This is a genomic window from Rhodococcus sp. BP-316, assembly GCF_019836105.1.
In the GTDB taxonomy this organism is placed as follows: Bacteria; Actinomycetota; Actinomycetes; order Mycobacteriales; family Mycobacteriaceae; genus Rhodococcoides.
Window position 1 is genome coordinate 82,315 of sequence record NZ_JABUEE010000010.1, and the last position, 24,046, is coordinate 106,360.

The following is a 24,046-nucleotide window of genomic DNA, read 5'->3' on the forward strand; positions in this document are numbered from 1 at the left end:
GTCGAGAAAGGTGTCACGGAATGAAGAAGGCCTATCTGGCGAGCACCATCGGAACCGTGATCGAGTGGTTCGATTTTTATATCTACGCAGTGGTGGCGAGCCTCGTCATCAATAAGGCATTCTTTTCAGGAGCCAGCCCCGCAGCGGGCACCCTGGCGGCGTTCGCCACCTTCGCTGCCGGCTATCTGGCGCGGCCGATAGGCGGGATTGTTTTCGGTTGGCTCGGAGACCGCATCGGACGAAAGCAGATACTCACGGTAACGCTTGTCCTGATGGGCGTTGCCTCATTCGGCACAGGGGTACTTCCGACCTATGAACAAATCGGTATCACCGCGCCGGTGATTCTCGTGATTCTGCGAATTATCCAGGGAATCGGCGTGGGCGGCGAATACGGCGGCGCAGTACTCATGATGGCCGAGCACGGGCATCGATCACGGTTTCGTGGATTTCTCACATCGCTGACCAGCGCCTCAGCCGCCGTCGGATTCCTGCTTGCTTCGGGAACCATGGCAATCATCGCTGCAGTCACCACCTCCCGACAGTTTGAGACCTGGGGGTGGCGAATTCCCTTCATTGCCAGCATTTTCCTTCTGGTCTTCGGATTCTGGCTGCGCCGAAATATTGACGAGAGCCCGGTGTTCCTGGCCACAAAGGAGGATGACCGGACCGTCCGCCATCCCCTCCTCGAGATCTTCCGATACTACCCTCGCGAACTGATCGTGTCGTTTGCGCTGCCGATCGGTACCGCGGCAACGTATTCGCTGGTTCTAGTTTTCGCGGTGGCCTACGGAAAGCGATTCGGATTCAGTAGCGGTGAACTCTTGGCCATGACGACGGCAGCCCAGGCCGTCTACCTTCCCATGTTGATCGGATCCGGGTTCATATCGGATCTTGTCGGTCGCAGAATTCCGATCACAGTCGGTGCGGTAGGTGTGGCCGCCTGGGGTTTCGCCTTCTGGCCATTACTCGGTTCCGGTTCGTGGTGGCTTGCTTTCCTGGGATTCGTCGGATGCTTTGCCTGCATTGCCGGAATGTACGGACCACTGGCGGGTTTCCTGTCGGAACTCTTTCCTCCCGAGGTGGGTTACTCCGGGGTCTCGTTCGGGTACCAGGTCTCTTTCGCGATCGCGGGCGGACTCACCCCCGTCGTCGCCGAGGCGAGCATCGGCGGGACCGACAACTGGCTACCGGTCGCCGTGATGATGGTGGTGGCGGGTGCGTGCACTGTTGCTGGAGTGGTGCTGAGTCGACGCCTCGGTCGCCAGAACCCGACCGCCACGTCCTCCCGCGAGGTCCGGGCCACAAGCAGAAAATAATCGGTGATCGTTGCTCCGCAACGTACTCCGTTCCAGTGATCGCCACACGTTGCGGATCTCTCGTGCACTGGAATACATCAACCGCGCCGCCTACTCCCACCCCGCTCTCGAGGCGCCGATCTACAGGCGTGAACGCAACCGACACCGAGACGACATCGACGTGGCACAGTGACTCGTGGACGTTATCGTCGCGACGCGGCGCGAGCGAGACGCCCCGAGGAGCGGTGATCTTCTCGATCTGGCGCTGAACACCGCGGACCGGGCGAGGGGTAAGCGGCTGTCCGATCAGAATATTCGCAATCAGATACTCACCTTCATGGTTGCGGGCCAGGAGACATCAGCCGGTGTGATGGCGTTTGCCCTGTACTTCCTGTCGACCTATTCGGACGTGGTCGAGCGGATCCGGGTCCACGCCACCGGCAACCGGCCGTGAAGTGAGTGGTTTCCGTCCACGGAAGTCCCCACAGGTCCATCGGACTGTTGTGGACTCTTCCACTCGGAAGTCCACCCACAGCCACACACGTCCACCCGAGTTCACTGACCGAGTTGAGGATGAGTTGTGACAACTCGTGACAGCGAGCCGAGTTTCGGGGCATTTCGCAGGTGCGTGGACGCCCATGGACCGTGGCGGACCTGCATGGACGTACGGAGGAAGTCGTGAAACGAGAGGTCAGATGAGGCTATTTCGGAGCATTTGTGCTGTTCAGAGGCATTTCAAGAGCCTCCTTTCGGGATTGAACCGAAGACCGCTCGCTTACAAGGCGAGTGCTCTACCACTGAGCTAAGGAGGCGTGCCCGGCGAACCGAGCGGCTCCATCATAACGAGAGCCCCTCCTGCCGGCGCCCGCCCACCCCGTCGGTTCCGGGGTCGGCGACGCTGACCCTGTTCCCGCCCTGTCGCTTCGCCTGGTACATGGCGGCGTCGGCGCGATCGAGCAGGCTGTTGAGCATCACGGCGGTGTCGCCGCGGGCCTGCGACAGGGGTAGGGAGGCCACCCCGATGGATGCGGAGATCGGTGTCGCGTCGTCGTCTCGATGGATGGCGTGCAGCAGCGCGCGGGCGACGGCCGGTCCCCTCGACTCGTCGCCGGCGACGACGACCAGGAACTCCTCGCCGCCGATGCGAGCGGAGACGGCGTCGAAGGACACCCGACCGATCCGGGCGGCAGCGCTGCGGAGGACGTCGTCGCCGATGGTGTGGCCGAAGCGGTCGTTGACGGACTTGAAGGCGTCGAGATCGAGGCAGACGGCGGACACGACGGTGGCGCCGTCGGCGGGTGCGAGTCGCGCGCTGCGGAGCATCGACTCGACGTCGACGAGCAACCCGCGTCTGTTCCGTAGACCGGTCAGCTGGTCGTAGAACGCGCGCGCCGCGTCGTCACGCAGTGCGGTGAAGAACAGGTGATTGAGCGACGACGCAGCGAAGAGGACGACGAGGACGGTGACCAGGGTCGACACGGCAGCGGACACCTCCACCGACGTGGTGGTCACCAGTCGGAGGAACAGCAGCCCGGCGACGCCGATGGCCCAGGCCTCGTGGCAGACGAAGACGCGCACGCCGTGGAACGCATTGGCGTAGTTCCCCACCGTCACCAACAGCGCGGCGGAGATGACGACGATCTGGGACGGCGGCAACGCGAACAGCACCGCGGCGATGGTGACGTCGCCGATGATGACGAAGCGCAGCGACCACGTCCGGGAGAGGAAGTGGCCGCGACCCCACATCAGACCGAGCGCGATGGAGACGACGGTGGCCACGGCGAACACCCACCCGGATGCGCCGAGTCCGGCGTCACGGGCTGTGACCAGATCCGCGACCGTCTTCACTGCGAGCAGGAAGCAGGCCGCGCTGATGAAGTACGGCGCCGACCTCAGGTAGGCGTGGGTCCGGTGGTAATTGGCGACCCACGCGTAGTCGATGTCGGACGACCACCATTCGCGGAGAACACGCACTCGAGCCAGCCTTGCATCGAAACGGACAACAGTGTCGACGGTGGTCCCCACACCGTCGTCGACCGCAATGGTAGGCACACGATCCCCGGTCGACACGGTCATTGCGGGAACAGAGCCCGAAAAAGACCGACCGAACGAGGTATAGGACGGTTTCCGGTCGTCAGAGGCAGTGCGCGTCGTCGCCCGTCGCGACGGCTGCGCGATGCCCACCGCACCGTTTCGCCTCGTACATGGCTCGATCAGCAGAGGCGAGAACCGTGTCCAGAAGGTCACGCACATCGACGCGTCCGAACGGCACGGGGACGCTGGACACACCGACGGACGCAGTGACGGGGGTGGGATCGTCGGGGCGGTGAATGGCGTCAAGAAGGGCGTTCGCCATCTCCGGCGCGGGGTCACCCACACCGACGACCACGAGGGCGAACTCCTCCCCGCCCGTCCGCGCGCTGACGGCGTCCCCGGCGACCGCGGCGATCCGACCGGCGGCGCGTCTGAGGACCTCGTCGCCGGCCGCGTGGCCGTGCCGATCATTGACGGACTTGAACGCGTCGAGATCGATGCACAGGATCGACATGGTGACCGGCACGCCGGCGGCGTCACGGATCTGCTTCTCCACGTCGACGAGCAGGCCCAGACGATTGCGCAGCCCGGTGAGCTGATCGTGATGGGCCCGCACCGCGTCGTCGCGAAGCTGGGTGAAGAAGACGTGGTTCAGCGTGGATCCGCCGTACACGACGAACGCGACGACCACCGCGGTCGCGGCCACGACGACCAGGCTCTCGGACCCCACGGCGAGCGCTCGCAGCACCAGCGCCGTCGTCACCCCGAGGACGAGGATGCTGTGCGCGAGGTACATGCGCAGGCCGTGGAACGCGCTCGCGTAGTTACCCACCGCGAGCAACAGCACGCTCTGAACGACGATCACCGACGACGGGGGCAGCACCACCAGCGGGGCGAGGACGACGATGTCGGCGACGGCCACGAACGCGACCGATCCGTAGCGACCCGGCATTCGTCCGCGGAGCCACCACAGCGCGAGAGCGGCGGTGACCGCTGCGGACACGAGGAGAACCGTCGGACGGAACCCGGCACCTCGGACGGTGGCCAGATCCGCACCGGTCTTCACGAGAAGCAGGACGCATGCGAACGCTATGAGGTACGGCGCTCGCCGGATCGCGGTGCCGTGGCGGTGGTACGCCACGACGCTCTCGTAGTCGACGTCGGCCGCCGGGATTCCGGGGAGCACGCGCACGGTGGGGCCGTCCTTGCAGTGTCGGACGTCGTCGCCCCCCGACGGTCGACGTGGTTCCAGCACTGTGCCACGAGTGGGCGCATCCGGACGCCGAAAACGGTGTGCGGGCGTGAGCCGCCTCGGTCAGGGAACACCCGGGTGGACCCGGTACCTTCGTCGGGACAACCGGACACCAGAGCGGACCGAGAGAAGGAATGACCTACCTGCAGGGCTTCGCGTCGACGTTACGACGCATGACAGGCGAGCGACGCGCCATCGTCGACACCCCGGCGGGTGCACCCAGTCCGCTCCAGCCCATCGACCTCACCGACGACGCCAGCGTGTCGGAGGTGCTCGACCTCGCGGTGCGTGTCGGTGAGGTGACCCTGGCCGCCGGGACCGGTGCCATCGACACCGCCAACCAGGTGCAGTTCATCGCCTCGACGTACGGCCTGGCCCGGTGCGACGTGGACGTCACCTACAACTCGATCGTCATCAGCGCCTACCGCGGCCCGACCCTCCCCCCGGCAAGCACGATGCGCATCGTGCACTACCGGTCCATGGACTTCACGCGCCTGGCCGACGTGGACGCTCTCGCCCGCAAGATCCGCCTGGAGGTGCCGACACCGGCGGTCGCGTTGGCGGAGCTGAAGGAGGTCACCCGCGCACCGCACCCCTACAACCGGTGGATCGCCACCCTGGCGTGGGCGGGCATGGCCGCGGCGATCTCGGTGCTGCTCGGCGGCGGTGTGCTGGTGGCCGCCGTGAGCTTCCTGTCGACGATGGTGATCGACCGCGTCGGCCGAGTGCTGAACCGTGCCGGTCTGCCCTTCTTCTTCCAGCAGGTGGTCGGCGGTTTCATCGCGTCGGCGCCCGCCATCACGCTGTACAACTTCCAGGAACAACTGGGCATCTCGATCCTGCCGTCCCAGGTCATCGCGGCCGGCGTGACAGTGCTGTTGTCGGGGCTGTCGCTGGTCGGCTCGGTGCAGGACGCCATCACGGGCGCCCCGATCACCGCCGCGGCCCGCTTCTTCGAACTGCTGATGATGACGGGCGGCATCATCGCGGGCGTGGCGACCACCCTGCGACTGGCGGCGCTGCTGGGCGCGGAGCTGCCGGTCATGAGCAACGTCGCGCCTCCGGACCTCGCCCAGGTGCCCACCAAGGTGCTTGCCGGCGCCTTCGCGGCCCTCTTCTACGCACTGGCCTGCTACGCGGAGCGCCGAGGTCTCACGGCGGCGTTCGCCGGTGGTTTCGCCGGTGCGCTGGTGTTCCTCATCGCGCAGCAGGTCGGCTTCGGGCCGGTGCTCTCGTCCGCGATCGCCGCGACGGTGGTCGGCTTCGCCGGTGGTCTCATGGCTCGCCGCGCCCTGATTCCGCCGCTGATCGTCGCGGTCGCCGGTATCACCCCGCTGTTGCCGGGTCTGTCGGTGTACCGCGGCCTTTTCGCCCTGCTCAACGATCAGACGTTGCTGGGCCTCAGCGCACTGCTGGCGGCGGTGGGCACGGGCGGCGCACTGGCCGGCGGCGTCACGCTGGGCGAATGGGGTGCGCGCACACTGCGCCGCCCCCGCATAGTCGAACGCACCGAGTCCCTGCGTCGACCCATCATGAGACTGGGCCGCGCGGACTCGGTGCGCTCGAAGCTTCCGGTCAGGTCGCGGAGACGGTCCGCGGCGCGCTGGAAGTAGAGATCAGGAGGGATTCTCGACGCGGTGACGACCCGCGGCGTCCTCTTCCATGGCCTCGCGGAGACTGCGGGGACGCATGTCGGTCCAGTTCTTCTCGACGTACTCCAGGCACGCTGCCCGGCTCTCCTCGCCGAACACGACGCGCCATCCCTGGGGCACCTCGGCGAAGGTGGGCCACAACGAGTGCTGATCCTCGTCGTTGACCAACACGTAGAAGCGTCCGTCTTCGTCGTCGAACGGGTTGGTGCTCATCTTGCCTCGCTCACTGCAAACGTCGATGCCGGGCGTTCCCGGCGGGCCTTGTCGGTCTCGGCGCGGGTCGCCGCGCCTGTGGAACCGGTGTCGACCCTAGCAAGGACCGCGCCACCGGCACGCCTCGCAACGATGGAGTTCAGGATTTCTCCGGATCTGATCGCGACATTCGAGAGCAACGACGACGTGATGCCGTGCGTGGTCTCGGTGCCGCCCTGCAGGTAGACACCGGGTGCACCGGCGGTGTCGGCCTCCGGTGTCGCCAGCAGGCGATAGTCGCGTGTGACGACGCGGGGGCCGCCGTCCTCGGGCGCCAGTTCGCCGAGGAGCGGGCGCAGAGGCGCGGGCCGGAAGCCGGTCGCGAGCACGAGCGCGTCGCAGTCGAGGGTGTCGGCGATGCCGTCGATGCTGTCCCGGATGGTCACCTCGATGCCGTCGGCCGTCTCGACCACGCCGTCGATGGTGGACGCGCGGCGCATGAACAGCCGGCGGTGACCGCTGACGCGCTCCGCGTACTCTGCGCGGTAGAGCTCCTCGATCAGCTCGATGTCGACGACCGAGTAGTTGGTGCTGCGGTGCAGCGCGATGAGCCGCTCCCGCTCGAGGGCCGGTGCCCGGTGCAGTTCGTCGACCGCGGACGGATCGAAGATGCGGTTGGCGTAGGGGCTGTCGTCGGCGGGGCTGTAGCCGTACCGCGCGAAGACGCTGTGGACCTCGGCGTGCGGGTAGTGACCGTGCAGGTACTGCACCACCTCGGCCGCCGACTGGCCGGCGCCCAGCACCACGAACCGTCCGTGGGTCGGCTTCGGCAGCTCGGCCATACGTGGCAGGAAGTCGTGGTTGTGGAAGCACCGTGCGGACAGCGATGCCCACTCGGGGACCCGCTGGGTCAACCCGGCGCCGACGGAGACGTTGCGGGTGCGCACGACTGTGCCGTCGTCGCACCGGACGGTCAGGACGTCGCCGTCCTGCGTGATGTCCGTGACCGACGTACTGAAGCGGACGTCGGCGTCGACCCGGTCGGCAGCCCAGGACAGGTAGTCGTGGAACTCGTGCCGCGTCGGGAAGAACGTCTGGTGATTGACGAAGTCCACCAGCCGGTCGCGTTCGTACAGGTAGTTGAAGAAGGTGAACCCGCTCCGCGGATTGCGGAACGTGACCAGGTCCTTCGGGAACGCGATCTGCATCGTCGCGCCGTCGAGCAGCATGCCGGGATGCCACCCGAAGCTCTCCTGACGTTCCACGAACACCGCCCGGACGCGCTCGTGCTCCGCGCACGTCTCGTTGTGTTCCTCGATCGCGATCGCCAGCGCGAGATTCGCAGGTCCGAAACCGACACCCACGACGTCGAGTACTTCTGGACTGCTCATGCTTCTCCCACCCGTTCCGTCCCGGATCGGATCGTCGCGTGGACGTCGGGACCGTCGGTCAGCTTAGCCTAGCCTTTGCTGGTCCACTAGCCCTCGACGACCGATCGCAGGTGCAGAGTGAGCCGTTCCACGAACCGACCGATCGCCCCGCGATCGGCGCCCGCAGCGAACTGCAGCTGCGCGAAAAGTGCAGCGTCGTGGTCCGATTCGCTCTCGTGGACGCTCAGCGTCAGGTCAGCCCACGGTCGACCGACGGGTACCGGCAGGAGTGCCGCGCCGGCGTCGCCGAGATCTGCGACGTGGTGGTGCACCACCAGGAACTGCGGACGGTACATCTCGCGCACGCCGGCGCCCTCGACGATGTCGACATAGGAAGGACCGGAACGGCTCAACGCCGCGACGGTCTCCGCCTGCACCCGACGAGCCACCGTCGCCAGATCGGATCCTGTTCGCGTGCGGATCGGCACGACGTCGGCGAACGCACCCACCATGGCGTGCGTGCTCTCGTCGTCGCGGCCGGCGACCATCGTGGCGATCGCCAGGTCCTCACCCGCACCGAGGTCGGTGAGAGCGAACGCGAAGGCAGCGTGCAGAACCGACACGAGACCCGCACCCTCGATGCTGCGTAGCGCTCGCACCACGTCGACATCGATGTCGATCGCGACGGCGTCGAATCCGGACTCACCCAGTGCGATCGGAAGACTCACTCGACTCGGCACACCGTCCAGGGTCTCGCGCCACGATGTGATCGCCGAGTCGTCGGCCTCCCGTCGGGCGACGGCCCAGCGCGCGACGTCGCTGTACCGCAGCGGTAGCGGCGTGAACTCCGGCGCCTGGGTACCGGAGCGCGCCTGCGCAGCGTGCATCAGATCGGTGAGCAACGGGACGACCGACCACTCGTCGACGGCCCAGTAGTGCATGACCAGGAGAACTATTCTTTCCCTGGAATCGTTCTGTAGCAGCATGATTCTCAGACCGGGTCGCTGCGTCAGATCCAGGGGTTCCTGTGCGATCTCGTAGGCGCGGCGGCGGATGTCGTCTGTCCCGACGTCGACGGTCTCGAGCGCCACCGGATCGCCGAGGGCGGACCCCTCACCCGGCACCAGAACCGAGTGCAGCGGTTCGTGCCGCTCTGCGACATCGCCGACCGCGGCGGCGAGCACCGCGGTGTCCACGTCGGGCAGCTCGAGAACCAGAGCGTGGTCGGCCTGCACCACGTGCCCGTTCTGCAGCCTGGTCTCCTGCATCGGACTCAGCGGCACCACGTCGGGCCTGTCCGGGTGCGCGGTCAGGTGCGGTCCCTCGTGTCCACCGCGATCGGCGAGTCGCTCCGCCAAGGCGCGGACGGTCGACGCCTCGAAGACGTCGCGCACCGAGATGTCGACGTCGAGTTCGGCGCGGACGGCCGACACCCACTGCATCGCGGCCATCGAATGACCGCCGAGAGCGAAGAAGTCGTCGTCCGTCCCCAGCTCGTCCAGGCCCAGAACCGCTGCGGCACTGCGCACCAGCGCACGCTCGACGTCCGTGGTGGGAGCGCGGCCGCCGACCACCGACGACCACTCCGGCTGCGGCAACGCAGCTCGGTCCAACTTGCCGTTGGGTGTCAACGGCAACGTCCCGTCGACCACCACGACGAGAGTGGGCACCATGTAGTCCGGCAGCACCGTCGCCGCGTGCGTCCGCACCGCGGCCCCCGTGAGGTCGTCACGCCCGGTGACGTATCCGACGAGTCGGCTCACCTCGGACGACTCGTGCACGACGACGGCGGTCTGATCGACACCGTCGAACGACGCCATCGCGGCCATGATCTCGCCCGGCTCGATCCGGAACCCCCGCACCTTGATCTGGTCGTCGACGCGCCCCAGGAAGTCGAGATTGCCGTCGGCACGCCAGCGTGCCCGGTCGCCGGTGCGGTACATCCTGCCGCCGGGAGCGGCGACATCGGGCACGAAGCGGTGGGCACTGAGCCCCGGCTGCCCGAGGTACCCGCGCGCCAGCCCGCGGCCGGCGATGTACAGCTCCCCCGACACCCCGACCGGGACGGGCCGCAGCCGATCGTCGAGCACGTACGCCCGCTCGTTGGGGTCGGGCACGCCGATGGGCACGGACGACGTCCAGCCCGGACGGGCCTGCCACAGAGTGTTGTTGACCGTCGCCTCGGTCAGTCCGTACGCCGCGAGCAGGTTCAGATGCTCGGACCAGGCGGAGATCACCGCGGGCGGCACCGTCTCGGTACCGACGAGCACGGTGCACCCCTCGGGCAGTGCACATCCCGGCGGGAGCGCCGCCATGAGCGACGGCGGGATGATCGCGTGGGTCACCCCGTGCTCGGCGCAGAAGTCGGTGAGCTCGGGACCCGCCACACGCGCATCGTCGGGCACGATCACCAGTCGCGATCCCGTGCACAGGGCCATGGCGAGTTCGAAGACCGCGACGTCGAAGCCGACCGACGCGAACTGCAGGACCACCGATCCGGTGGTGAGTCGCATGCGGTCCTCCGCCGTGGCCACGAGTGACGAGATGCCCTCGTGCGGCACCACGACACCCTTGGGGCGGCCGGTCGAACCGGACGTGTAGATGACGTACGCCGCGAGTTCGAGCGAAGCCGGTCGCACGAGCTCGACACCGGTCGACGGCGGGATGTCCTCCACGAGGACGTGTTCGGCCGCCGACGGCACCTGCGCGGTGGCCGCGGCCGACGTCAGGGCGAGGGTCGCCCCGGAATCGGTGACCATGTACTCGAGCCGGTCCGCAGGATGCTTCAGGTCGAGCGGGAGATACGCCGCGCCCACCGCGAGGACCCCCATGGTCGCCGCGATGGTCCACACCGACCGCGGCACCGCGACCGCGACCACGGCCTCGGGACCGACACCGCGCCGCTGCAACTCCGCGGCGATGTCGAGGACGTGCTCGTGCAGATCCGCGTACGTCCACGTCGTGGTCTCGTCCACCACAGCGATCGCGTCCGGAGTCGTCTCGACCCACCGCAGGTACGACTCGAACAGCGACTCCTCGGGCACCGCACGGGCGGTGTCGTTGAAGCGCCGGAGGACGTCGTCGCGCTCGGTGGGCAGGAAGATGTCGACGTCGTCGACCACCGCCGTGGCGTCGGTCGCCAGTGCGTCGAGCACCGCGAGCTGACGTGCTGTGACGGCCTCGGCGGTCGACGCGTCGAAGAGATCCTCGGCGTACTCGAGCTCGAGCACCAGGCGGTCGGAGGTGAGATCCTCGGTGTAGTTGAACACCAGGTCGAACTTCGCCGGCGTCATCAGCGCCGCGTCACCGTCGCCGAGCGGACCGGTGTGATGGCTGATCATGACCTGGAACAGCGGGTTCCGCGACAGGCTGCGCTCGGGAGCGACCCGCGCCACCACTGCGTCGAACGGCACATCCGCGTGCGCGAAGGCCTCGAGGTCGACGCTGCGCGCCTCCTCCACCGCCCGCTGCAGCGTGGAGCGGCCGTCGACCGCGGTGCGCAGAACCAGCGTGTTGACGAAGAACCCGACGAGCTGGTCGAGCCCCTCCTCACCGCGCCCGGCCACCGGGGCGCCGAGCACGATGTCGTCGGACCCGGTGATCCGGTGCAGCAGCACGGCAGACGCCGCGTGCAGGGTCATGAAGACACTCGCGTCGAGACTCCGCGCGAGTGTCCGCAGGGCGCGCACGGTCTCGGGATCGACGGTGCGACGCACCACCGATCCGCGATGACTCGGCCGCGGCGGACGCGGCCGGTCGGTCGCGAGTTCGATCTCGTCGGGAGCGCCGGCCAGGGCGGACTGCCAGTACGCGAGCTGACGCCCCGCGAGCGACTCCGGATCTGCGGCGTCGCCGAGCAGATCGGCCTGCCACAGCGTGTAGTCCGCGTACTGCACGGGCAGCGGAGGACGGGCATCCGTGTCACCGGACAGTCGCGCGGCGTAGGCCGCCATCAGGTCGGCCAGCAGTGGCCGGTCCGACCACTCGTCGGTCGTGATGTGGTGCAGGACGAGCACGACGACGCACGAGGTGTCCTCGTTCCGGATCAGCGCCGCACGGATAGGGATCTCCCGGCGCAGATCGAACGGCCGCGCCGTCATCTCGGCGACCACGGCGGCGGCATCGCCTTCGTGAACCGAGTACTCCGGTGACGCGTCCGTCAGAACGTGCTGCGCCAGAACGCCGTCCGCATCGCCGAAGACGGTGCGGAGCGACTCGTGCCGTTCGACGACGTCGGCGAGGGCGAGCCGGAACGCATCCTCGTCCAGCTGCTCGGGGAGCGGCAGCACGATCGGAAAGTTGTAGGCGGCCGAGTCCGGATTAAGCTGATGCAGAAGCCAGAGCCGTTGCTGCGCAGCCGACATGGGCACGACATCCGGCCGGTCGTACCGACGCAGAGCCGGCCGCGCGTCATCGCCTCGCGATCCGACTAGCGCGGCGAGACCCGCCACGGTCGGCGCGGCGAACAGATCGCGCACACTCAGCTCGGTGCCGAGCGCGGTCCGTGCACGGCCGACGACGCGAGTCGCCAGAAGTGAATGGCCACCGAGATCGAAGAAGTCGTCGTGGATCCCGGTGCCGCGGCGGCCGAGCACGTCGTCGAACACGTTGCACAGCAGCCGTTCGACCTCGGTCCGCGGCGGCACAGCGTCGACGGCACTCTCGTCCGGCGCCGGCAGTGCGGCGACGTCGAGCTTGCCGTTGACGGTCATCGGGAAGGACGAGACGAGCACGACGGTGGGCACCATGTAGTCCGGCAGGACCACGGCGCAGGCCGCCCGTACCGATTCGGCATCCGCGTCGGTGTCGACGTAGGCGATCAACCGGGCCAGCCCGCCCGGCCCCGTCGAGGTGACGACCGCGGCGCGGCGGACGCCGGCCACCGACGACACGACCGAGGCGACCTCACCGAGTTCCACCCGGTGACCGCGGATCTTGACCTGATCGTCGGTGCGGCCGAGGTAGTCGATCAGTCCCGTTCCGACGCGGCGACGCACGAGGTCACCCGTGCGGTACATGCGCTCCCCCGTCCCGAAGGGGTTGGCGACGAAGCGGTCCGCCGTGAGGCCGAACCGTCCCGCGTAGCCACGGGCGAGTCCGGCTCCGGCGATGTACAACTCGCCGGCCACGCCGTCCGGTACGGGCCGCAGCCAGCCGTCCAGCACGTGCGCCTCGGTGGCGCGGATGGGCAACCCGACCGTCGGCGTCTCGCTCTCGTCGGTACCCGCGCCGAGGGTGTTGATCGTGTACTCGGTGGGGCCGTACAGGTTGTAGCCGAGCACGCCGTCGGTGGATCGCAGCGCGGACCACACGTCGTCGCCGACGGCTTCACCGCCCAGCAGGACGAGCGCCGGTCGATGCCCGTCGAGCAGACCTGTCTCGAGGAGGAGGGATGCGTACGTGGGGGTCACATTGATGACGTCGATGCGCTCCTCGTCGATGTAGCGGACCAGGGCATCGGCGTCGCGGCGCAGCACCTCGTCGGCGACGTGCACCTCGTGACCCTCGACGAGCCACAGGAGTTCTTCCCACGACATGTCGAACGCGAACGACACCGTGTGTGCGATCCGCAGTGTCCGACCGTGTGCCGCATCCACCACCGGGTCGAAGATGGCGGACCGGTGGTTCAGCTGCATGTTGGTCAGTCCGCGGTACGGCGTGACGACGCCCTTGGGCGTCCCGGTCGACCCGGACGTGTAGATCACGTAGGCCGGGTGATCGAGCCGATGCGGCGTTCCGGGCGCGAACGCCCCCAGTTCGGCTGCGGTGAGCGGTGACTCGTCGTGGAGTGGTTCGAGCACGACGATGCCGTCGCGTCCGCTCAGTCGGCGACCGACCGCCTCCGTGGTCACGGTGCACAGCGGACGAGCGTCGTCGAGCAGAGCATGGATACGGGCATCGGGGTGATCGAGTTCGAGGGGTAGATAGGCCGCGCCGGTGCGCAACACGGCGAACAGCGCGACCACCATGTCGAGACCGCGAGGCAACGCGAGAGCCACCACGGTCTCCGGTCCCGCACCGCGGCCCAGCAGGACGCGCGCCAGACCTTCCACCCGGCCGGCCAACCCGGCGTAGGTGAGGTGCTCGGACCCGGCGACGAGTGCGATCGCGTCGGGATCCTTCTGCGCTGTGCGGAGCAGCATCTCGGTCACGGTGAGATCGGGAACCTCGTCGACCTGTCGGTCGAGGCGTGGCAGCGCCGGCAGAACCGAACGCGACCCCTCGGTCGCGAATCCGGCCACCAGGCGGGTGAACTCGTCCGCGATCAGGTCGACGCGCTCGACGTCGATCGCCTCCGGCCGGTACTCGACCGTCACGGCGATCCGAGCACCCGGCGTGACGACGACGGTGAGCGGATAGTTCGTGTGGTCGATGCTGTCGGTGCCCGCGACACCGTGCGCCGCGTTCAGGGACGCCGCCGAGTCCTCGGAGACGAAGTTCTGCACCACGCAGAGCGTGTCGAACAGAGTGCGGTGCGGCGACACCTCGATGATCTCGGCGAGACCGAGGTGATCGAACTCCATCGCCTCCACGCGGTCGCCCTGGACACGGCGGACCAGGGCGTCGACGTTCTCGCGGGGATCGAGCACGGTACGGACGGGCACCGTCGACAGGAACATCCCTGGTGCGGTGTCGAGTCCCTCGACCTCGGGCGGTCGGCCCGCGACCGTGATGCCGAAGACCACGTCGGTGCGGCCGGTGGCCGACGAGATCGCCAGTGCCAGAGCGGCGGTGACCACGGCGTTGAGCGTGACACCGCGCTGACGGGTGGCGGCGACGAGCGCGGCCGTCGTCGACGCATCGAGCTCGTCGCGTCGACGCAACGGGATACCGACCGGCGGCGCGGCGCGGTGCGCCACCAGCGTCGGCTCGTCGAGACCGGCCATCGCCGTCGCCCACGCGGTGCGGGCCGCGACGCGGTCGCGTTCCGCGAGCCACGTCAGGTACCGCTCGAACGCGGTGTCCGCCGGCGCGGGCAGCCCCGGATTCTCGTAGCGGGCGAGCAACTCTCCCACCACCACACCGTTGGACCAGCCGTCCCAGACGAGGAACTGCCGGTTGATCACCAGGCGATCGCGCCCACCGTCGAGATGCAGCACGAGCACCCGCCACAGCGGTGGTGTCGACAGGTCGAACGGGGTGTCGCGGTCCTCCTGCATCCACCGCTCGGCCTCGTCGTCGTCTCCGGCGTGTGCCTCGCGGACGGGCACCTCGCACGACGACGACACGACCTGCACCGGCACACCGGCGGCCGTCTGCGTGAACCCTGCGCGCAGCTGTGGGTGGCGGCGCTGCAGCCCGGCGAGGGCACTACGCAGCCGATCGAGATCGAGGCGGTGATCGAAGTCCAGCGCGAACTGCGCCGTGTAGATGTCGCGCTCCCCCGCGGACAGGCTCTCGAAGACCAGTCCCTCCTGCAGAGGAGTCAACGGCCACACGGTCTCGACGGATCCCTGTGCGGTCAGCGCCGTCAGCTCGTCGGGAGTGAGGTCGACGAGAGGGACGTCCGACGGCGTGAGGATCGGCGGTCCGTCGTGTGTGCGGGCGGCCTCCGCGAGATCTCCGAGCGCCGTGCGGAACTCGTCGGTGAGCGAGGTGACCGCCTCGGACGACAGGTGCGCGGACGACCAGGCGAACTGGGCCGAGAGGGTCGGCTGTGCACCGTCCGTCACGTGCGCGTTGATCACCAGACGGTAGGGACCGCCCATGTCGGCATCGGGATCGGTACGCACGGTCTCCGGAGCCCTGTCGAACGGGGCCGACCCGGCGGCCGGCACCCGGCCCAAGTAGTTCAGCAGGATCTGCGACTGCTCACCACGTGCGAGAAGGGCTGCGGTGCGGGCGTTCCCGTAGCGCAGGAGCCCGTAGCCGAGGCCACCGTCGGGCGCCGCACGCAGGGCCTCCTTCGTCTCCGCGAGCACCGTGACGGGATCGGTTCCCGGCCGCAGCCGGACCGGAGCGATGGACGTGAACCACCCCGTGGTGCGCGAGAGATCCGCCGCATCCGACCGACCGTGGCGCTCGAGGTCGACCAGTACGTCGCGGTCGACGGACCACCGGGTGAGGGCGAGCCGGAGCGCTGCGGCGACGACGTCGGTCACATCGCCGCGCACGAGAGCGGGCACACTGCCGAGCACCTCGGCGGTGACCTCGGACGACACGTCGACGGTGCGGACGTCGCCCTGACCGACCACGGCGTGGTCGGTGTCTCTCGGTGTCTGCGGGAAGACCGGAGGTCGGCCGGTGATGAGCGCGCCGCCCGGAACGGTGACGGCGATCCAGTGGTCCAGTTCCGCGAGACGAGCGGGGCTGTGGGCACTCTCGTCGAGCAGGCGCCCGTACTCCCGCAGCGAGGTCCGCACGCGGTCCAACGTCGGGGTCTGGCCGCTGTCGTGCGCAATCCACGCCAGTGCGAGGTCCTCGACGAGGATGCCCCACGAGACCCCGTCGACGACGAGGTGATGCGCGACGAGCAGTAGCCGGCCGGGCTCGGAGCCACGGTCGAACCACACGACCTCGAGCACGGCGCCGGCCTCGGGAGCCAGACGGTCGGTGGCGGCATCGGATTCGCGCGCGACGAGGTCGGCGAACGCAGACTCGTCGAGATCGACCGCGTGGACGCGGTGCACGGTGACCGAGGCGTCGGGGCGCACCGCGGTGGTCCAGACACCGCGGAGGTGACGGGTCAGGACGAGGCGCAGGCTGTCGTGATGCTGCACCAGCGCATCGACGGTGCGCTGCGGCGTTGTCTTGTCGACCGGAGCCGGAACCACCAGCAACAGTGACTGGTTGAAGCGATCGGTGCTACCGGACCACTCGGACAGTCGGTGCACCACGGGGAGCGGGCGCACCTCCCCGACACCGGACTCCGCGACCGTGGCGGCCTGCGGAGACTCGACCCGTGCGACCTCCGCGAGCGCACGCGGAGTGCGCTTCTCGAAGACGTCGCGGGCGCTGATCTCGAGACCGCTGCCCCGCGCCAGGTTCACGAGCCGGATGGCCAGGATGCTGTCGCCGCCGCGGGCGAAGAAGTCGTCGTCCTCACCGACCGCCGCTCCACCGAGAACGGTGTGGAAGTGGGTGCACAGCAGCGCGACCGGACCCGACCCCGTCTCCGTGGTGGTGGGAGTGTCCGCGCGTACGGCGGCCAGCAGCGCTGCCCGGTCGAGCTTGCCGCTGGGGCCGGTCGGCAGATCAGCCACCACGGACAGCGTCGTCGGCACCATGTGCTCGGGCAGACGGTCGGCCAGGTACGACCGCAGTGCGGCCTCGTCCACCGACCCCACCACGAAGGCGGCGATCTGCGCGGTCCCGCGGTCGGTGCGCACCACCGTGGCGGCCCGGTCGACGGACGGATGCGAGCGCAGCGCCGCGTCGATCTCACCGAGCTCGATACGGAAGCCCCGCACTTTGACCTGGGTGTCGGCGCGACCGAGGTAGTCCAGCGCCCCGTCGCGCCACCGCACGATGTCGCCGGTGCGGTAGAGCCTCTCCCCGTCCGGCCCGGCGACGAACCTGGTGGAGGTGAGACCGGGGCGGCGAAGATACCCGCGCGCCAGCTGCGGACCCGCCAGGTACAGCTCGCCCGGCACGTCCGGTCCCACCGGCGACAGCCACCCGTCGAGTACGCGGAACCCGACGGCGGGCAGCGCAGATCCGATGGGCACAGCGTCGCCGGGGTGGTTCTGCACGCCCTGTGCGGCGGTGACGTCGACGGCCGCCTCGGTCGGGCCGTAGAGGTTGTCCAGGCGCACGTGTGGAAGCAGCGCGCCGACGCGGCGCGCGGACTCTGCGGACAATGCCTCACCGCTGCAGACGATCACGCGCAGCGACGTGCACGTCGCGACGTCCGGATCGGTGAGGAACGCGTCGAGCATCGAGGGGACGAAGTGCACCCAGGTGATCTGCTGCGCGCGGATCACCTCGACGAGACGGGCGGTGTCGCGGTGCGCATCCGGGTCCGCGAGCACGAGCGTCGCTCCGGACACCAGCGGTCCGAAGAACTCGCTGACCGAGACGTCGAAACTGGAGGGCGTCTTCTGCAGCACTCGGGTGCCCACGGCGAGCGGAGTGTGATCGCGCATCCACTCGAGGCGGGGCACGATGGCGCTGTGCGGCACCACCACTCCCTTGGGACGGCCGGTCGATCCCGAGGTGTAGATGACGTACGCGGCGTCGGCTGGGGCGGGCCCGGGTGCTGCCGTCGGCTCGGCCTCGAACGGTGCGAGATCGCCGTCGATCACCGCGGCGGGATGCGCGTCCTCGATCATGAAGGCCAGACGCTCGGCCGGGTACCCCGGATCGAGCGGCAGGTACGCCGCGCCCGACCGGACGACCGCGAGCAGTGCGACCACCAGATCGATCGAGCGCGGAAGTGCCACCGCCACCACCGATCCCGGACCGGCGCCACGCTCGCGAAGACCGGCGGCGACCCGCTCGGCGCGCAAGTGCAGCTCGGCGTAGGTGAGGGACTCCTCGCCGTGGACGAGGGCGACGCCGTTCGGGGTGGTCCGGCGCTGCACCTCGAGGAGATCCACCAGGGTGGTCGAACTGTCGGACGAGGGCGCGTCGACGACCGCCGGACGGTCCGTCGGCATCACGGCGGACACCAGGGTGTCGGCCGGTGCGGTCGCGACCGCGACGACGGTGTCCAGCATCGACTGCGCCATCGCTGCCGAGACCAGCGCCGCGTCGTACTTCAGCTCCAGCGTCAACCGATCACCCGGAATCACCATGAGCGTCAACGGGTACGGCGAGTTCTCCTCGACCCGAATACCCGTCAACGCGATGGTGCCGGACGGATCGGCGATGGCGGTGTCGCCCAACGGGTAGTTCTCCACCACGACCAGCGAGTCGAACAACGAGTCCACCCCCGCGACACGACGCAGCGTCGGCACGCCGACATGGTGGTGATCGAGCAGATCGGCCTGCTCCTGCTGCCAGCGCTGTACCGCGGAGGCGACGGTGTCGTCCGCTCGCAGTCTCCATCGTGCCGGGATGGTGTCGATGAAGAGCCCCACCATGGACTCGATACCGGCGACCGGTGCCGACCGTCCGGACACCGTCGACCCGAACACGACGTCGCGTCGACCGGTGGCGCGTGCGAGCGCGAGACCCCAGGCTCCGTGCAGCAGGGAACCCTGCGTCACCGCGGCATCGCGCGCACGTCCCGACACCACGGCGGTGACGTCGGAGGAGAGGTCGACCCGCACGGATGCGGTACCGCTGCCGGCGGCGCCGAACGCCGGGACGGGTACCGACTCGCGGACACCCGCGAGTGCGGCGCGCCAGACCCGTGCCGACGCGTCGATGTCGCGCTCGGCGAGGTGGCGGACCCACGCCGCGGGCGCGGTGACCGCCGGAAGAGCCGGAGTGTCCCCGTAGTGAGCAAGCATCTCGCGCAGCATGATCGGGATCGACCACCCGTCCGCGACGATGTGGTGGATCGACTGCACGAGAGACGAGCGGGTCTCGTCGTGGCGGACGAGGGTGTAGCGCACCAGCGGAGCGGTGCCCAGATCCATGCCGGCGCCGGCGTGATCGGCCAGCACCTCGTCGACAGTGCTGTCGGACACGGTGAACGGGACATCGACGGTGCGATGCACCACCTGGACCACGCGCCCGTCGGCGAGGGGTCGGAAGCTGGTGCGCAGCGATGCGTGTCGAGCCACCACGTGCTCGAGCGCGGTGCGGAGCACGGCACTGTCGACGGGGCCACCGATCTCGACCACCTGGCCCACGACGTACGGGTCCGTGTCTCCGAAAGTGCTGTGGAAGTAGATGCCGTCCTGCACCGCGGTGAGGGGCAGGACGTCCTCGACGTCGTCCGGGAGCGCCGCGACGTCGTCCGCGCCGAGAGCGGCGAGCGGGAAGTCTGCGGAGGTGCGGCGAGCGCTCGACGCAGATCCGGCGACGCGGTCGAGTGCGGCGGTCCACGCATCCACGATGCTGTCGTCCACCACACCCGGCACCCAGCGCAGGGTCGAGACGAGCTGTCCCCCGGTCTCGATCACGTCGATCGTCAGCGCGTGCGCCGCAGGCTGATCAGGATCGGAGCCCCCGGTGACGGACACCCCCACGTCGGTACTGCGGCCGAGGTAGTTGAGCAGGACGCTCGGCGCCGCGGCCTCCGCCAGAGCGGGCTCGCGGCGCAGGTACCGCAGTGCGCCGTATCCGACGCCGGACGCAGGTGCCGAGCGCAGCGAGTCCCGAATCTGCAGCAGAACATCGGCGTCCGGGTCCGGACCGGTCGGCAGTGCAACGGGACGGACGGTCGTGAACCACCCGACGGTGCGCGTCAGATCGACCCCAGCAGCCTCGACCCCCGCAGCCTCGACGACCTCGACGTCGCGGCCGTGTCCCTCCACGTCCACGACGACCGACGGCGCCGAGTACCCGTCCCACGACGCGAGGGTGCGGGCGAGTGCTACGAGGAGCACCTCGGTGGGCCCGGTGCGGTAGGCGGTGGCGACGTCGGTCAGCAGTGCCGCCGTGACGTCGGCGGGGGTGGTGACCGTGTGCGTCGCCGACAGTCGATCGGCCGCGGTGAGTGTGCGAGCACCGACGGTGTCGCTCGAGGTCGTCAGAACCTCACGCCACCAGGGTAGTTCGTGGTCGAAGTGGCCGGCGTCCGCGGCATCGTCGACCAGGCTCGCCCAGCGGCGGATCGACGTGGTGACCGGTGGCAGCGTGGGCGTGCGGTCCTCGCTCAGCGCACCCAGTGCCGTCAGTAGATCCCCGAGCAGGATGCGCCACGACACCCCGTCGACGACGAGGTGGTGCACCGACAGAATCAGCGTGTCGGCCTCGAGAGACACGGCCACCATGCCACCCGGCCGCGTCGGATCGAGGCGGGCCACGGTGTCCGCGACGGAGCCCGTGCCGAACTCGGGGGACACGGTGTCGGCGGGCACGGTAAGACCCTCGCTCCACACGGCACGCAGCGCCGGATGGTGGGCGACGACGAGCTCGACGGCCGCACACACAAGAGCCGGGTCGGTGCCCGGAGGCAGTGCCACGGAGGCGGTCTGGTGGAACGCGGCGCCGATGCCGCCGTGCTCGAGTGTCCGCGCGACGATGGGCGTGGCCACCACCTCGCCGACAGGATCGTCATCGACGGTCACCAGCTCCGCCGGAGCCGCGCCGGCGATCGCCTCGGCGGTACGCAGGGTGAAGACGTCGCGCGGGCCGATCGCCAGCCCTCGTTCGCGGGCCTGCGCGACCACCGTGATCGCCACGATGCTGTCGCCGCCCAGGGCGAAGAAGTCGTCCGTGACACCCACATTCTCCACACCGAGCGCCGACGCCATCACCTCGCACAGCACGCGCTCCCGCTCGGTCCGCGGGGCCACGGCGTCGCCGCGCACCTGCTCCGGATCGGGCAGAGCCCGCCGATCGACCTTGCCGTTCGCGGTGGTGGGGAAGGCATCGAGCACCACGTAGGTGGACGGCACCATGTACTCGGGGAGGACGCGTGCACAGTGCGAGCGCAGCACCTCGGGTGTCAGCGCGGCGCCGTCCGGCACGACCCAGGCGGCGAGAAACGCCGCGCCCGCACCGGTTCGGCGCACGTCGACGGCGGCGCGTCGCACTCCGGGGCACGAGCCGAGCGCGGCCTCCACCTCCTCGAGCTCGAGGCGCATGCCGCGGATCTTGACCTGGTTGTCCACCCGGCCGAGGAAGTCGAGGGTGCCGTCCTCCGCCCAACGTGCTCGGTCGCCGGTGCGGTACAGCCGGGCGCCGGCGGGGCCGAACGGATCGGCCACGAAACGCGACGCGGTCATGTCCGGTGCGCCCACGTAGCCACGACCGAGGAGGAACCCGCCCGCGTAGAGCTCTCCCCCGACGCCGACCGGCACCGGGCGCAGCAACGAATCGAGCACGTAGAGGCGCGTGTTCGGGTTGGGGCGGCCGATCGACGTGGCGATGCGAGGAGCGTCGCCCGTGTAGATCACATGGGACACACCGATGGTGGCCTCCGCGGGCCCGTACCCGTGATACAGCGTGGTGCCGAGTCGAGAGCGGAAGCGCGCGAACAGCTCCGGCGTGAGCACCTCACCGCCGCACCACACGTGCCGCAGGCCGGACAACGATCCGTCCGTGTCGAGGGCCAGCAGCGCGTCGAGCATGGAGGACACCAGGTAGACGAAGGTGACGTGGCGACGCGAGATGACATCCAGGAGGTACAGACCGTCCCGCTCGCCCCCCGGTTCGGCGATCACGAGGGTGCCACCCGACAGCAACGGGAGCAGGATCTCGTTCACCGAGATGTCGAAGGACAACGGCGCTTTGAACAACGACGCGTCGCCCGGTCCGAAACCGAGCACCCGATCGCGCTGCCACACCATGCGGGCACAGATGGCCTCGTGGCGGATCATGGCGCCCTTGGGCGTCCCGGTACTGCCGGAGGTGAAGATGACGTAGGCGAGCTGCGAGCCGTGCACCACGACGTCCGGAGCGGACGTCGGCCTGTCGCCGAACTGCCAGTCGTCGAGATCGACCGTCCACCGGCTCTTCTCGTCGCCCGCACCCGTGAGAACGACGCGGGTGTCCGCATCCTGCTGCACCCGCTCGCGGCGATCCACCGGCCAGTCCGGATCGAGCGGGACGAACGCGCCGCCCGCCACCATCGCGGCCAGCACTCCCACGACCATCTCGATCGAGCGCGGCATCGACACGGCCACGACACCCTCGCGGGGCAGGCCCGCGTCGAGAAGTGCATGGGCGAGCTGGTGCACCCGCTGCGAGAGCTCGGTGAAGGTGAGCGTCCGCTCGCCCAGTACCACGGCCACCGCATCGGGGGTGGCGGCGACCTGCGCCGCGAACAGAGCGGGCACCGACGTCGACACGGACGGTTCCGCGGTGTCGTTCAAGGTGTGCAGCAGGCGATCGAGATCGGGCTCCGACATCGTCGACAGGGAGGACAGCGTCCGATCCGGCTGCGCGAGAACCTGATCGAGCACCCATTCGAAGCGGTCCCGGTGGCCGATCAGCGCGTCGTGGGCACCGGGGCGCGAGCGCAGGTCGAAGACCAGCGGCTCGTCGTCCCGGCCGCCGGTGACGGTGACGTCGAGATCGCGCACGGGTCCGGTCTGGAGGCTGTGCATGTGCGCCGGCGAACCGCCGATGTCGATGCCGTGCTCCACCATGAGGACGTTGATGCCCGGCCCGTGCACCATGCGGTCGCCGGAGTCCCGCAGCTCCCGAGCGATGTCCTCCCCGCGGAAGCGACCGTGCCGGACCGCACCGATCGACGCCCGCTGCAGTTCCCGCGCGACGTCGGCCACCGTCATCGACGGCGAGAGTCGCAGTCGCACGGGAAGGATGGTCGACGCCATGAAAGGCGTCGTCCGCGCACGACGGCCCACGCGGGCGGTCGACGGCAGTGAGACGACGAGATCGTGACGGCCGGTGACCGCGGACAGGTACGCGATCCACACTGCCGGCGCGAGGCGGGTGCGTCGGACGTCCTCCGTCTCGGCGACGTCGTACAGCGAGGCGAGGCGGTCGATCGGCACCGAGACCCGCTCGGTGACCGCAGCCCCCGTGTCGGGCACGTCGGGCAGCAGCACCGGCGGCTCGGGGGCGTCGGCCATCTGGTCGAGCCAGTAGTCGCGGTCGCGACGGAAACCCTCGGACGCGCGGTACTCCGCATCGGCCACCACCAGCGGCTCGAGAGCCCACGCACCTCCGTTCGAACGACCGGCCTCCGGCCTGCCCGCGGTCGCGACTCCCCGCTCGGGATCCGCATAGCGCGCGCGGACCTCGTTGAAGATGATCGACATGCCGAAGCCGTCGACGATGCCGTGGTGATAGCGCTGGTGCCAGAGCACGTGCTCGTCCCCCAGGCGGAGAAGCGCCGTCGCGAACAGATCGCGAGCGCCGCTGGTGTCCGCCGACGCGATGTCGGCCGCGATCCAGGCCTTCGCCTCCGCCATCGGGTCGGCAGCCGTGCGTAGGTCGACGACCCCGACCGACCACTCGTCGTCACTGCGGTACTGCACGGGCTCGGGACCGGAGAAGTCGAATCGCACGTGCAGCGCGTCCGCGTCGGCGATGACCGACCGGATGACGTCACACGCGCGGTCGAGGTCGAGCGGGCCGGTGATCTCGACGAGCAGCGAGATGACGAAGTCGGTGCGGTCACCCAGCAGGTGCTGCGCGGTCCAGACCTCTGTCTGGGCAGCGGTCAACGGCAGCACAGCGGTGGTGACGACAGATCCCCGAGACATGAACGTAGGCTAACCTAAC

General features: G+C 69.2%; 8 protein-coding genes and 1 tRNA gene. 3 read left to right on the plus strand and 6 right to left on the minus strand.

Annotated elements, in window-relative coordinates; translation table 11 throughout:
• Window positions 1–20 precede the first annotated feature (20 nt).
• Both HQ312_RS18970 and HQ312_RS18975 read left to right on the plus strand, forming a co-directional pair.
• A complete protein-coding gene (locus HQ312_RS18970) occupies window positions 21–1,316 on the plus strand; it encodes an MFS transporter (RefSeq protein ID WP_222640607.1) in 1,296 nt (431 codons plus the stop codon).
• 175 nt (window positions 1,317–1,491) lie between these two features.
• Window positions 1,492–1,749, plus strand: coding sequence for a cytochrome P450 (locus HQ312_RS18975; protein WP_222640609.1), 258 nt, complete (start codon window positions 1,492–1,494; stop codon window positions 1,747–1,749).
• 286 nt (window positions 1,750–2,035) lie between these two features.
• Here the strand turns inward: HQ312_RS18975 and HQ312_RS18980 are convergent.
• The 3 genes from HQ312_RS18980 to HQ312_RS22255 all read right to left on the minus strand — a co-directional run bounded on the left by HQ312_RS18980 (window position 2,036) and on the right by HQ312_RS22255 (window position 4,521).
• Window positions 2,036–2,107 (minus strand) — tRNA-Thr (locus tag HQ312_RS18980).
• Between the two features lie 25 nt (window positions 2,108–2,132).
• The gene (locus tag HQ312_RS18985; RefSeq protein ID WP_056695894.1) at window positions 2,133–3,269 is read right to left on the minus strand and encodes a diguanylate cyclase; all 1,137 of its coding nucleotides are present in this window, start codon (window positions 3,267–3,269) and stop codon (window positions 2,133–2,135) included.
• Window positions 3,270–3,429: 160 nt separating this feature from the next.
• A complete protein-coding gene (locus HQ312_RS22255; protein ID WP_308123932.1) occupies window positions 3,430–4,521 on the minus strand; it encodes a GGDEF domain-containing protein in 1,092 nt (363 codons plus the stop codon).
• A gap of 203 nt (window positions 4,522–4,724) precedes the next feature.
• Here HQ312_RS22255 and HQ312_RS18995 point away from each other — a divergent pair, with 203 nt between their 5' ends.
• Entirely contained in the window at window positions 4,725–6,194 is a 1,470-nt protein-coding gene (locus HQ312_RS18995; protein ID WP_373425300.1) for a threonine/serine exporter ThrE family protein, read from the plus strand.
• Window positions 6,195–6,197: 3 nt separating this feature from the next.
• On the opposite strand, the gene HQ312_RS19000 is transcribed toward HQ312_RS18995, so the two are convergent.
• From HQ312_RS19000 to HQ312_RS19010, 3 genes are all read right to left on the minus strand, one after another.
• Window positions 6,198–6,446 (minus strand): MbtH family protein, encoded by a 249-nt coding sequence (locus tag HQ312_RS19000; RefSeq protein WP_027506921.1) that lies wholly within the window; start codon window positions 6,444–6,446, stop codon window positions 6,198–6,200.
• Complete coding sequence (locus HQ312_RS19005; RefSeq protein WP_222640610.1) at window positions 6,443–7,816, minus strand: lysine N(6)-hydroxylase/L-ornithine N(5)-oxygenase family protein; 1,374 nt, start codon at window positions 7,814–7,816, stop codon at window positions 6,443–6,445. Before HQ312_RS19005 ends, HQ312_RS19000 begins: the two co-directional genes overlap by 4 nt.
• An 86-nt stretch (window positions 7,817–7,902) precedes the next feature.
• Window positions 7,903–24,027: a non-ribosomal peptide synthetase gene (locus tag HQ312_RS19010; RefSeq protein ID WP_222640619.1), complete on the minus strand. Its 16,125-nt coding sequence runs from the start codon at window positions 24,025–24,027 to the stop codon at window positions 7,903–7,905.
• Window positions 24,028–24,046: the final 19 nt, after the last annotated feature.